The sequence below is a fragment of the Sporosarcina sp. FSL W7-1283 genome (genome assembly GCF_038003105.1).
In the GTDB taxonomy this organism is placed as follows: Bacteria; Bacillota; Bacilli; order Bacillales_A; family Planococcaceae; genus Sporosarcina; species Sporosarcina newyorkensis.
Window position 1 is genome coordinate 3,028,789 of record NZ_JBBOOL010000001.1, and the last position, 12,477, is coordinate 3,041,265.

12 protein-coding genes are annotated in these 12,477 nt (G+C 42.3%); 10 read left to right on the plus strand and 2 right to left on the minus strand.

Annotated elements, in window-relative coordinates:
• Window positions 1–39 precede the first annotated feature (39 nt).
• From MKY93_RS15930 to MKY93_RS15945, 4 genes are all read left to right on the plus strand, one after another.
• The gene (locus tag MKY93_RS15930; RefSeq protein WP_340760141.1) at window positions 40–1,113 is read left to right on the plus strand and encodes a DUF2157 domain-containing protein; all 1,074 of its coding nucleotides are present in this window, start codon (window positions 40–42) and stop codon (window positions 1,111–1,113) included.
• Window positions 1,103–1,642: a GDYXXLXY domain-containing protein gene (locus MKY93_RS15935; protein ID WP_340760143.1), complete on the plus strand. Its 540-nt coding sequence runs from the start codon at window positions 1,103–1,105 to the stop codon at window positions 1,640–1,642. The genes MKY93_RS15930 and MKY93_RS15935 overlap by 11 nt, the downstream gene beginning before the upstream one ends.
• Before the next feature lie 305 nt (window positions 1,643–1,947).
• A complete protein-coding gene (locus MKY93_RS15940) occupies window positions 1,948–3,681 on the plus strand; it encodes an AAA family ATPase (RefSeq protein ID WP_340760145.1) in 1,734 nt (577 codons plus the stop codon).
• Between the two features lie 200 nt (window positions 3,682–3,881).
• Window positions 3,882–4,037, plus strand: a complete 156-nt coding sequence (locus MKY93_RS15945) for a DUF1540 domain-containing protein (protein WP_078818406.1) — start codon at window positions 3,882–3,884, stop codon at window positions 4,035–4,037.
• Window positions 4,038–4,105: 68 nt separating this feature from the next.
• On the opposite strand, the gene MKY93_RS15950 is transcribed toward MKY93_RS15945, so the two are convergent.
• On the minus strand, window positions 4,106–4,513 hold the full coding sequence (locus MKY93_RS15950; protein ID WP_009498505.1) for a PaaI family thioesterase: 408 nt from the start codon (window positions 4,511–4,513) through the stop codon (window positions 4,106–4,108).
• Window positions 4,514–4,899: 386 nt separating this feature from the next.
• Between MKY93_RS15950 and speD the strand changes: the two genes are divergently transcribed.
• From speD to nspC, 6 genes are read left to right on the plus strand one after another with little or no spacing between them, the layout of a single operon-like run.
• Window positions 4,900–5,724 (plus strand): adenosylmethionine decarboxylase, encoded by an 825-nt coding sequence (speD, locus tag MKY93_RS15955; RefSeq protein WP_078818407.1) that lies wholly within the window; start codon window positions 4,900–4,902, stop codon window positions 5,722–5,724.
• Complete coding sequence (locus MKY93_RS15960; protein WP_340760149.1) at window positions 5,705–7,192, plus strand: aminotransferase class I/II-fold pyridoxal phosphate-dependent enzyme; 1,488 nt, start codon at window positions 5,705–5,707, stop codon at window positions 7,190–7,192. The genes speD and MKY93_RS15960 overlap by 20 nt, the downstream gene beginning before the upstream one ends.
• Entirely contained in the window at window positions 7,189–8,040 is an 852-nt protein-coding gene (gene speE / locus MKY93_RS15965) for a polyamine aminopropyltransferase (protein ID WP_340760151.1), read from the plus strand. Before MKY93_RS15960 ends, speE begins: the two co-directional genes overlap by 4 nt.
• On the plus strand, window positions 8,030–8,890 hold the full coding sequence (speB, locus tag MKY93_RS15970; RefSeq protein ID WP_217698595.1) for an agmatinase: 861 nt from the start codon (window positions 8,030–8,032) through the stop codon (window positions 8,888–8,890). Before speE ends, speB begins: the two co-directional genes overlap by 11 nt.
• A 16-nt stretch (window positions 8,891–8,906) precedes the next feature.
• Window positions 8,907–10,106: a saccharopine dehydrogenase family protein gene (locus MKY93_RS15975; protein WP_340760154.1), complete on the plus strand. Its 1,200-nt coding sequence runs from the start codon at window positions 8,907–8,909 to the stop codon at window positions 10,104–10,106.
• Window positions 10,107–10,116: 10 nt separating this feature from the next.
• Window positions 10,117–11,253, plus strand: coding sequence for a carboxynorspermidine decarboxylase (gene nspC, locus MKY93_RS15980; protein WP_340760157.1), 1,137 nt, complete (start codon window positions 10,117–10,119; stop codon window positions 11,251–11,253).
• Window positions 11,254–11,305: 52 nt separating this feature from the next.
• Here the strand turns inward: nspC and cax are convergent, their stop codons facing one another.
• Window positions 11,306–12,352, minus strand: coding sequence for a calcium/proton exchanger (gene cax, locus MKY93_RS15985; RefSeq protein WP_340760940.1), 1,047 nt, complete (start codon window positions 12,350–12,352; stop codon window positions 11,306–11,308).
• Window positions 12,353–12,477 lie beyond the last annotated feature (125 nt).

The window sequence follows — 12,477 nt, forward strand, 5'->3', positions numbered from 1 at the left end:
TACGTCTACTTAGTACTGACATGATAGGAGGGAAAAGGAGTGAAGAGAAAAGTAAGCAAACCACAGTACGCTTTCTTAAAACAAGAATTCAACTTTCTTGAGCAACAGGGAAAACTAGAATCAGAGGATGCTAAAGACTTACTTGCACTTTACGAACCAAAGGGCGCGACGAATTTCGTACGTTTATTGCTTGTCTTCGGAGCTATATTGGTAGGGGTTGGCATATTAAGTTTCATAGCCGGCAACTGGGATGGACTGATTCCATTTTCTAAATTCGGATTAATTGTCATCGCATTTATTTTATCGTATTCGGCCGGATACAAATTGGAACCAAACTATGAAAGAACAGCTCGCAGCATGTATTACATTGGAGCAGCTATTTATGGTGCAGGCATTTTTCTAGTTGGCCAAAGTTTTCATTTGCAGCATACTGTCTACACGGACTTTCTATTATGGGCTGTCGGAATCCTTCCTCTCGCTTATTATCTGAAGGATCAACTTCTTGCCGTATTCGCAAGTGTTTTTTTAATAATCTATAGTTTTACAGCTTTCGAACCTGGCAGTTTCGGACCCTATTGGTTACTATTACTTCTTCCTATCTTATTTTGGATGAATGAAAAAAGGTTTGGCAGGAAAAGTTCACTCTTTGTCATGTCGACCTTGCTGGCAACAGCATTTATTGTCAATACGCTGGAAGCATTCCATTTTGACGAATGGATCTCCATGTTGATCGTCTTTACCGGTGGTCTGTTGATAGCTTTATTTCCTATCAAACATTTCCGTACGGAGTCATCTTGGATTGGTTCTTTCCTATTTGGTACTGTGGGTATCATGCTGACCTTCCCCTATTCTTGGAGAGAATGGCAGTTGGAAACCATTGCACCTTATATATTCACTGCTTTATTCATTATCCTATTGGTTTATTTCTTGAAGCAAGACAGCCTGCCCGCAATTTTGATCACTTGTGCGTTAATTTATCGGTATTACACAGACATCACATATGACTTCATGCCAAAGTCTTTATTTTTCATAATTGGCGGCTTGCTTTTGATCGCATTCGGATTCTGGTTTGAAAAATCAAGACGAGAGACGGTGAAGCGCCATGAAGAATAAAAGGAATCTATTTCTAATGGCCTTGATTGCTCCACTCGTTGTACTTTTGTCTATGACGTGGAAACCGTTGTGGACACTGAATGTCGGTACGCCAATTTTATTGGAGAGCGTGCCTGTCGATCCTCGTGATATTTTATACGGAGATTATGTCAGCTTACAGTTTGCTGTGGAAGAAGTTCAAGCGAAAGACATGGACCCAGCTTTATTGAAAGAACTTTCAACTGAATCATACGGAAAGATGGTTGTCTATGCCGTGTTGCAGCAGGAAGACAAAAACAAATACGGACTAAAAATGGTGACTGCAGAAAAACCCGATAGCGGGGTATTTTTGAAGGGACGTATGTATTATTACGGTCAATCTCCATATGATCCGCAAACGACTTATTACGCCAACTTTCTGCCCGATCGTTTCTATGTCCCTGAAAATACAGGCAAGCGTCTAGAGGATCTTTCGCGTGAAGGACAGCTCATCGCAAAAATAAAAGTACACAACGGGTATGCCGTGTTACAGGATATTGTTCAGAAATAAGGGTTGTCTGAGAAGTCATTTCCAACTGACTTTTCAGGCGACTCTTTTTTATATGGGAGGCTTTGGTTCGCCCCTTTCCCGTTCATGAAAAAAGACGATCACTAAGAGACTTTCCTGATTTTCATTGTATACTCTAGGTGTTTACCTCCTTTTCAATTCTACCGTCTAGTAATAAATCGCTAACTTGCTAGGTATTTACTCATAACGTAAAGAATTTGTAACTATTTCGCAGGCTTTTGTACTGTTCAAAACTACTATTTTTCATTATACTTTGAAGTAACTTAGAAAAGGAGCTGTAGCTGACCTTGAAGCCTATTTCGAAATTAGCATCAAAGATCCTAATTTTAGTCCTCTTTGTCACGGCGATCGCTGCAGGAGTCACATGGAACTATCTACAAGGAACTGGTGGTCAGGAAATCTCTTTTGCAGAGATGGAAAAATTGATTGCTGAGCAATCAGGTGCTGCGCTGACGCTGAATGAATCAGCTGATGGAGAACTATCCCTTACACTAGATAATCAGACATACTTCACCATGGTCCGTCCACAAAGTACGTTAGTGGACGATCTAGTACAAAAATATAATATATCTTATCAATATAAAACAGCCGGTTCAGCTGGAGGATGGATCATTGGGGGATTAGTATTGGCAGCTCTCGTCACATTGTTCCTACTCCACAAAAAAGGCAAGTTAAATATCGGAGCGTCCGGCATGAAACATCAGGCATCTAAAGCAACACCACTGCCCGATATTACACTTGAGGACATCGGCGGTCTTCCACAAGAAATGAAAGAAGAGATCCAGCAAATGTTGGAAATTTTTAAAAATCCAGGAACTGCCAAAGACATGGGCATTGAATTACCAAAAGGGATTTTGCTGTACGGTCCTCCTGGAACAGGCAAAACACTGTTGGCTCAAGCAATGGCGAAGGAGATCGGTGCCACTTTCTATTCTTCAAGCGGTGCTTCTTTCACTGAATTATTTGTAGGGGTCGGTGCTTCGCGTGTCCGGACATTATTCCAAAACGCTCGCAAACAAAGCCCTGCTGTTATTTTTATTGATGAAGTGGATGCGCTGGCCGGAAAACGGAAAGAGCATGGCGGTGAGGAATCTGAAAAAACATTAACCGAATTACTTGTTCAATTGGATGGCGGTAATGACAATGATGGTGTACTGTTCATCGCGGCAACCAACCGAAAAGATATGCTAGATGATGCGTTCTTGCGTCCCGGCCGTATCGATTTCACATTCAACGTGCAGTTACCCGATACAAAAGGACGTCGGGAAATCATCGATATCCATACAAACGGTAAAACATTGGCGCCAAACGTCACCGCTTCTTTAGATACTCTTGCTGAGAGCACATCTGGTTTTTCAGGAGCTGAAATCAGCGGATTATTTGAAACGGCCAGCCGTCGCGCAATCAGAGAAGGGCGCAAGCTGATCGAAAAGCATGATTTGGATTTTGCGATAGACCGGACGATTCTTGGGAATACAGCGCGCACTCTGAATGATCAGGAAACGAAGCGCCGAGTTGCCATTCACGAATCAGGTCATGCGCTTATCGCCGCATTGACCAAACCAGGTTCCGTAAGAAAAGCGACCATTATTCCTCGCGGACAAGCGCTCGGCTATGTGGCGCCTATTCAAAAAGAACTGCATTTATCAACAGCCAGTGAATTACTAGATCAAGTGAGTATGATTTTAGCTGGCGGTATTGCAGAACGTATATACTTAGGTGAGCATAGTATCGGTGTTGGCGGTGATGTCGAACAAGCGAAAGACATTCTTGACCGTATGGTGAATACAGGCTTATTTCAAGATGGATTTTCTTTGATCTTCAATAAAGCCGAAAAAGAAGAAAAGATGCAAATGCTCTTTAATCAGGCGGCGCAAAAGACCGAATCCTTGATCAAGGAACACGCCTATCAATTTGAGGAATTAGTCAATGCTCTCTATAAAGAAGAAACACTCGAAGGCGAGGAAGTTCAGCGTATTGTAGAGTTATCCTCCCCTAAAGAGACGGTTGTATTAGTTTGACCCTCTTACAAATTTAATGACCAGAATTTACAACAGCTGGGATCATTTGAAATGATCCCAGCTGTTTTTTCATTTCAGACGGAGTTGCATGTGCCAATAAACGCACGCATATTATTCAACCTAGTTTTGCTCTTTTATTCTAATTGTTCAGCATGAATTCAATCTTTCTGGGCATCAATATGAAAAGGGAGGTGTGTCGAATGGCAAAAGATGTATTATGCGAAGTGACTAATTGTCATTTCTGGGAATCCGGCAACCAATGTGGTGCAGAAGAAATCAAAGTAGTGACCAGAAAAGGAAAAAAAGCAAAAGACTCCGCAGAAACAGATTGTCAGACCTTTATTCCAAAAGGATGACCACCTACTGACAGCCAAGCATTCAAGCTTGGCTGTTTTTTATTCATGCCGTCAACTTCAAAGCACCGTCATTTCAATTTAAAAGTGGCAGTACAATGTGCGACCAACTCGTCGTTTTCATTAAACAATTTACCTTCCACTAACGCCGTACTGCGGCTCCGATTGATCACAGATGCTTTGGAATAGACGGACTCCTGAACAACCGGCTTCAGGAACTGTGTTGCCATTTGAATGGTCATAACATCATCCGAGCCTAGTGAGCGACAAAGCATACCCATCGTTGTGTCTAAGATAGACATATACATGCCGCCATGAATTGTACCACGCACATTATCATATTCTGGACGGTACGGCAGATATAATTCCACATCGCCCTCTTCCAGTTTTTTCGTTTGCAAACTTGCAAATTTCCAAAATGGACTCGTTTCAAAATCTTGCCGTACTTTTTCCAAATATTCGACTGTCGTATGATTCATTTAAACCCCTCCATAAGAATAAGATGTTTACCCTATACCATATCGCAATCTTCTTAGTACGACAATTCATAACTTTTTTTATTGACGAAATATCGACATGTTTTTTTCAAAAAAAAGGGTTTGTTTTTTTGTGATTTTCCTTTATAATGAAATCAATTTCATAAGTTTTTTAAATTTAGGAAGAGTAATTCTGTGAATATTTCACCAAGCTGATCACCTGTTATGTAATAGACTAGAGGATACCCTCTAAACGTATATCGTCTTTTATATACAAGCCAACAGAGTAAAGGTCTCTCTCCAATCTGTCATGTTTGTGCACGCGCATGTAGATTGGGGAGGGATTTTTTTATGCACATAGATTTGAACAATATGAATAGAAAGGACGGATGTTAAGGTTGGAAAATAAGCTGAAGCTCTACGGCTTTAACAACCTCACCAAAACTCTTAGCTTCAACATATATGATGTAAGCTATGCGAAAAGTAGACGAGAGCAAAGTGAGTATATCGCCTATATCGATGAGCAATATAATTCAGAACGATTGACTAAGATTCTATATGATGTGACCGAAATGATCGGTGCTCATGTATTAAATGTCAGCAAACAAGACTACGATCCTCAAGGCGCAAGTGTCACGTTAATGATTTCGGAAGAAAAGTTTCCTGCTTCACAGATCGATCCTTCTTGCAATCAAGGAGCTATACCTTTCCCTCCTGAAAAGGATTCTGTCGTTAGCCATTTAGATAAAAGTCATGTGACGGTCCACACGTATCCCGAGTATCATCCTGATAACTCAATTGCGACATTCCGGGTGGATATTGATGTGTCGACATGTGGAGAGATTTCGCCATTGAATGCATTGGATTATCTGATTGGCAGCTTTGATTCGGATATCATCACAGCAGATTACCGGGTACGAGGCTTCACGCGATCCGTCGACGGTAGAAAGTTATTTATGGATCATGCCATGACTTCCATCCAAGATTTTATTGATCGAAAAACTTTAGAGAAGTATGACGCTATTGATGTTAATGTGTACCAATCGAATATTTTCCATACAAAAATGCTAATTAAAGAAATTGATTTGCAGGATTACCTATTCAATAAAGACGTTTCAGAACTTCCGCCGAAGGAACGGCTTCAAATCTCTCATAATTTACGAAAAGAGATGATTGAAATTTTCAGCGGTTCCAATGTTTATGAAAATGAGTGAGGAGAAAATCGTGATACATTCACAACAAAGAGCCCCTATCATGGAAGCATTGCAGCGCTATCAAGCTGCTCGAGTTGTCCCATTCGACGTACCAGGACATAAACATGGACGCGGCAACAGTGAGTTGGCTGCGTTCCTAGGTGAAACCTGTCTGCAACACGACGTAAATTCGATGAAACCACTCGATAATTTATGCCACCCGGTTTCAGTCATCAAGGAAGCTGAACTATTGGCAGCTGAAGCATTTGGCGCAAAACATGCTTTCCTGCTCGTTAACGGCACGACATCTGCAGTTCAAGCGATGGTCATGACAGCCTGTAAAGCAGGAGAGAAAATTATCATGCCGCGCAATGTTCATCGTAGCGCAATCAATGCATTAATCTTAAGCGGTGCTGTGCCTGTTTACGTCAATCCCGGTGTCGATGATAATCTTGGAATTCCGCTCGGTATGGCGGTCGAAGAAGTGAAACTTGCCATCTTGGAACACCCTGACGCAAAAGCGATACTGATCAACAACCCAACGTATTACGGGATTTGCTCTAATTTAAAAGAAATTACTGAACTAGCACATGAATACGAGATGCTCGTACTGGTGGATGAAGCTCACGGCACGCATTTTTATTTCAATGACCGACTTCCTGCATCGGCTATGTCTGTCGGAGCTGATATGGCTTCCGTCAGCATGCATAAATCGGGCGGATCGCTAACACAAAGCTCGTTCTTATTGATCAACAATGGAGTAAGTGAGGGCTATACACGTCAAATCATCAATTTGACTCAAACAACGAGTGGCTCCTACCTATTGATGTCGTCGCTCGATATTTCACGAAAAAACCTGGCACTGCATGGTCAGGAAATCTTCAATAAAGTAATTGAGATGGCCCAATATACACGAGATGAAATCAATAAAATCGATGGCTTCTATGCGTACTCAAAGGAATTGATCAATGGGGATACCATCTTTGATTTTGATGAATCAAAGCTGTCAATCCATACGCGCGGAATAGGTTTGGCCGGCATTGAGGTGTACGATATTTTGCGGGATGAATACGATATCCAAATCGAATTCGGCGATGTGGCGAACATCTTGGCTTACATTTCCGTCGGTGATCGAAAGCTTGATTTGGAACGTCTCGTAGCTGCGTTGACTGAAATCAGACGACGTTATAAAAGGGACTCAAGCTCTTTATTCGACCATGAATATATCAATCCTGAGATCATTCAAACACCTCAACAGGCATTTTACGCGCCCAAAGAAATATTATCATTACCAAATGCAGTCGGCCGTGTTGCCAGTGAATTTGTTATGTGCTATCCCCCGGGTATTCCGATCGTCGCACCGGGTGAACGTGTGACAAAAGAGATTGTTGACTATATCGAATACTGCCAGGAAAAAGGTTGTTTCTTAACGGGGACCGAAGATCCAAATGTAGAAATCATCAATGTAGTAAAGGAGGCTGACCGATGAACCTATGGTATACCGAAGATCATTCACCGCATGTGCGTTTTTCTTTTCGTGTAGAAGAGCATTTATATACGGCAACAAGTGAGTTTCAAAAAATTGATGTATTCCAATCTACAGAATTTGGAAGGATCCTGACACTGGACGGCTATGTTATGGTGACGGAGAAAGATGAATTTATCTATCATGACATGATTGTCCACGTTCCGCTGGCAACGAACCCGGCCATTGAAAAAGTGCTGGTGATCGGTGCTGGTGACGGCGGTACGGTTCGCGAACTGACAAGATATCCAAACATCAAACAAATTGACATGGTAGAAATCGATCGACAAGTAGTGGAAGTATGTCAGAAGTTTCTCCCGAAAACTACTGCCCAGCTGACAGACCCACGAGTGAATCTATATTTCGAAGATGGACTGAAATTCGTCCGTCAACAAGAAAATGCGTACGACTTGATCATCGTCGATTCTACAGATCCATTCGGTCCAGGAGAAGGTCTCTTCACGAAAGAATTTTATGGCAATTGTTATAAAGCGCTGAACGATGAAGGCATTTTAGTGAATCAGCATGAAAGTCCTTTCTACGCAGAAGATGCACGGGGAATGCAGCGGGCTCATAAAAGCATCATGGGCTTCTTTCCAATCTCTAAAGTATATCAAGCCCATATACCGACTTATCCGTCAGGTCACTGGCTGTTTGGCTTTGCATCCAAAAAATATCATCCTATTGAAGACTTGCAGGCGGATATCTGGAATGAGCTTGGATTGAAGACAAACTATTATAATACTAAATTGCATGCTGGTTCTTTTGCATTGCCTAATTATGTAAAGGAGCTGTTAATCCATGCTGAATAAAAATATTGAAACATTTCTTGGTTTCGATGCTGAGTACCAAGAGTCTTCTTTCGTCGTTTTTGGGGCTCCATTTGATTCCACGACGTCCTTTCGACCCGGTACACGTTTTGCCAGCAAAGTGATGCGCAGCGAATCATTCGGCCTTGAGACGTATAGTCCCTATCAAGACGCAGATTTGACGGACTATCGCCTCTTCGATGGCGGTGATTTAGAATTAAGTTTCGGCAATACGGAACGTGCATTGGAACAAATCGAGCAATTCACCGCGAAGATTTTGGATGATCAAAAAATCCCTTGCATGATTGGTGGCGAGCATCTTGTCACATTGGGTGCTGTTCGCGCGGCGGCAAAGAGCTACCCGGATCTGCATGTCATTCAATTCGATGCTCATACAGATTTACGCGAAGACTATTTAGACCAACGTCTATCGCATGCTACCGTCATTCGAAGAGTTTGGGATCTTCTTGGAGACAATCGGATTTATCAATACGGAATCCGCTCAGGAGATCGCCCTGAATTCGAGTGGGCTGCTAAACAGCATGTTTTTATGAATAAATTTAATTTTGATGGACTTGAAGATACAGTGCAAGAGTTACAAGGTAAACCCGTCTATTTGACGATAGACTTGGATGTGCTCGATCCTTCCGTCTTCCCTGGAACGGGGACGCCTGAGGCTGGAGGTGTCAGCTTTATGGACCTTCTGACAGCTATACTGACGGTCAGCAATTTAAATATCGTGGCATGTGACGTCAATGAACTATCCCCTGTTTACGACCAAAGCGGTGTATCGACGGCTGTCGCTTGTAAAGTTGTACGGGAATTAACAATTGCACTTAATAAAAAATTATAAATTGGTGGTGTTTTTAATGGGAAAAGCATTAATTATCGGAGCTGGCGGAGTAGCCAGTGTAGTGGTTCACAAATGTTGTCAAGTACCGGATGTTTTTGAGGAAATTTGTATCGCCAGTCGGACGAAATCAAAATGTGATGCCTTGAAAGAAAAATTAGATGGCGGCCGTACAAACATACAAACTGCTCAAGTAGATGCCGACAATGTCGCGGAATTAGTCGAATTGATTAACGAATTCAAACCAGATATCGTGATCAATGTCGCGTTGCCTTATCAGGATTTGACGATTATGGATGCATGTCTAGAGACAAAAGTGGACTATTTGGACACAGCAAACTATGAGCCTCTCGACACAGCAAAATTTGAGTATAAATGGCAATGGGCATATAAAGAAAAGTTTGAAGAAGCGGGGATCACTGCATTGCTTGGCAGCGGCTTTGACCCTGGCGTAACCGGTGTTTTTTCTGCTTATGCCTTAAAACATTACTTTGACGAAATCCATACAATTGATATTGTAGATGCCAATGCAGGCGATCACGGCTACCCGTTCGCAACAAATTTCAATCCTGAAATCAATATTCGCGAAATTACTGCAAATGGCCGCTATTATGAAAAAGGCGAGTTTGTGGAGACAGCGCCACTCGAAGTGAAGCGTGTCTATGACCTACCCGAAATCGGTCCGAAAGATGTCTATTTGCTCTATCACGAAGAACTGGAGTCATTGGCAAAAAATATTACCGGTATAGAAAAGATCCGTTTCTGGATGACCTTCTCTGAAAAATATCTAACTCATTTACGCGTACTTGAAAATGTAGGCATGACATCTATTGAGCCCATCGTATTTGAAGGTCAACAAATTGTACCGCTACAATTTTTAAAAGCTGTTCTGCCAGACCCAGCTTCACTTGGACCGCGTACTAAAGGTAAAACGAATATTGGCTGTATTTACCAAGGTACGAAAGATGGAGAACCTAAAACCTATTACGTCTATAATGTTTGCGATCACCAAGAATGCTACCGAGAAGTCGGCTCACAGGCAATTTCCTATACTACAGGCGTGCCTGCGATGATCGGTGCCATGATGATGCTGACTGGCAAATGGAAAAAACCTGGCGTCTTCAATATTGAGGAATTCGACCCTGATCCGTTTATGGAAGCATTGAATGAATACGGTTTGCCTTGGCATGAAGATTTCAATCCGACATTGATCGACTGAGGAGAATGACATGAACTTCGATGTGAAAGCAGTCCCTTCACCTAGTTACGTGGTGGAGGAGCAGCTGCTCATAAACAACTTACAAAAAATGAAGACCATCATCGATCAAACCGGCTGTAAAATCTTGCTCGCCCAAAAAGGATTCTCCATGTTTGAAGTATATCCTTTAATTGGCAAATACTTAAACGGCGTAACGTCAAGCGGCTTGCTGGAAGCCCGGCTCGGCTATGAAGAAATGGGTAAGGAAGTCCACACCTATTCACCTGCTTTTCAGGAAGATGAATTTGATGAGATCCTCCGTTATTCCGATCATTTGGTCTTCAATTCATTCGCACAGTGGCGGAGATTCAAAGGGCGAATCCAGAAGAGCGAAAAACATGTTGAATGCGGCATCCGGATCAATCCCGAATACTCGGAGATTGAAGTCGATATGTATAACCCCTGTTTTTCGCATTCCAGGTTTGGCGTGACGTCAGCTGATTTCGCGCCTGATCTACTTGAAGGCATTAGCGGTCTACACTTCCATACGATGTGTGAACAAAACTCCGATACATTATGGCGTACCATTCAAGTGGTCGATGAAAAGTTCGGACCTTATCTGAAGCAAATGAAATGGATCAACTTTGGCGGTGGACACCACATTACACGTGCTGATTACGACAACGCAACATTAATTCATTCGATTAATTTCATGAAGCATAAATACGGATTGGACGTCTATTTGGAGCCGGGCGAAGCTGTTGCGCTCAATACCGGCTTCCTAGTTGCTACAGTGCTCGATACATTGCATAACGGCATGCCGATTGCGATTCTTGATACCTCGGCTTCGTGTCATATGCCTGATGTGTTGGAAATGCCGTACCGTCCTGAAATTATCGGAGCCAGCTTGCCGAACGAAAAACCTTATACGTATCGTTTGGGCGGTCCTACTTGCCTGGCAGGTGACGTCATTGGAGACTATTCTTTTGATGCTCCTTTACAGACCGGTGATCGTCTCGTTTTTTGCGATATGGCTCACTACTCGATGGTGAAAAACAATACGTTCAACGGTATGAATTTGCCGTCCATTGCGCTGCATACAGTTAAAGGCGAAACTAAAATTGTTAAACAGTTTGGCTATGAAGATTTCAAAGGACGGCTATCCTAATTAAACCCCGGTTCGCATAGCGAACCGGGGTTTTCACATGTGCTTCATTTTTTCACAATAAAAAGAACCCGATACCCATAATCACATACGCGGCGAATAACGTCAGCCCTTCAAACCAGTTGGACTCGCCATCATGACAAATATTCACAACTAGCAATGTGGCGGTGATCATGGCGATCAGTTCCGGCCAAGTGAATACGAGGGGCATGGCTTGTGGCATCATCAACGAGATCAGCACCAATACTGGTGCGACAAACATTGCCACTTGTAAAGTTGAGCCAATTGCAATTTCAACGGAAACATCCATTTTATTCTTCATGGCCATCGTGATTGCAGATGAGTGCTCTGCAGCGTTACCAACGATCGCAACGATAATAACCCCAATGAATAGTTCAGACCAGCCAAACTTCTCACCTAGGGTACCAAATGTATGCACTAGCTTCTCTGATACAAATGCCACTGCAACAGTTGAAAGTAATAAAACAAGGATAGACTTCTTTTTCGTCCATTCCGGCACTTCGTCTGTCTCATGCGTATCCGAACCAAATACTCCTCGGTGAGTAAATAATTTAAAGACCAATCCTGCTAGATAAAGTGCAATGAGAATTACCGAAATACCAATACTGAGATTCAGTGTTGTACTCTCATCCATCGTCATTGTGAAAACTTCCGGTATTACAAATGCAACAATTACCGCAAAGATTAGCAGAGCCGAGTTATAACGAGCATCATAAATGCTGAAATTTTGGCGCTTATGTTTCAAACCTCCGGCGAAAAAGGATAGTCCCAGAACTAGTAGCAAGTTCCCTAAAACAGAACCTGTCAAAGAGGCCAACACAATACCAATCAAGCCCGCTTTCAGTGTAAATATAGAAATTATTAATTCAACGGCATTACCAAATGTAGCATTCAGCAAACCACCAATCCGTGGACCGCTGACAATTGCCAAGCTTTCTGTCGCCCTGCCAATAAAAGCTGCCAATGCAATGATGCTTATACAGCAAAGCGCAAACATCCACAAATCCGACCAATGAAAATAAGAGCCGATTAAGACTAACGGTACACCGATGAAAGCTAAAGCAGTGAATACTTTATTCAGTTTCTCCACCTCATCTCTAATACAATTTCTATTATCTTTCCCCTATTTCTCTTCAGACAAACGGAGAGCAGCGAAATTTCATGTGTAAAAGTAGTGTATGGAACAAAAAAACTGCACCCATTATA

What these genes read in the sequence shown, in the direction of transcription:
- MKY93_RS15935 (WP_340760143.1), top strand. Translation starts at nt 1,103, where the DNA reads ATGAAGAATAAAAGGAATCTATTTCTAATGGCCTTGATTGCTCCACTC.
- MKY93_RS15945 (WP_078818406.1), top strand. Translation starts at nt 3,882, where the DNA reads ATGGCAAAAGATGTATTATGCGAAGTGACTAATTGTCATTTCTGGGAA.
- MKY93_RS15950 (WP_009498505.1), bottom strand. Translation starts at nt 4,513, where the DNA reads ATGAATCATACGACAGTCGAATATTTGGAAAAAGTACGGCAAGATTTT.
- speD (WP_078818407.1), top strand. Translation starts at nt 4,900, where the DNA reads ATGTTAAGGTTGGAAAATAAGCTGAAGCTCTACGGCTTTAACAACCTC.
- MKY93_RS15960 (WP_340760149.1), top strand. Translation starts at nt 5,705, where the DNA reads ATGTTTATGAAAATGAGTGAGGAGAAAATCGTGATACATTCACAACAA.
- speE (WP_340760151.1), top strand. Translation starts at nt 7,189, where the DNA reads ATGAACCTATGGTATACCGAAGATCATTCACCGCATGTGCGTTTTTCT.
- speB (WP_217698595.1), top strand. Translation starts at nt 8,030, where the DNA reads ATGCTGAATAAAAATATTGAAACATTTCTTGGTTTCGATGCTGAGTAC.
- MKY93_RS15975 (WP_340760154.1), top strand. Translation starts at nt 8,907, where the DNA reads ATGGGAAAAGCATTAATTATCGGAGCTGGCGGAGTAGCCAGTGTAGTG.
- nspC (WP_340760157.1), top strand. Translation starts at nt 10,117, where the DNA reads ATGAACTTCGATGTGAAAGCAGTCCCTTCACCTAGTTACGTGGTGGAG.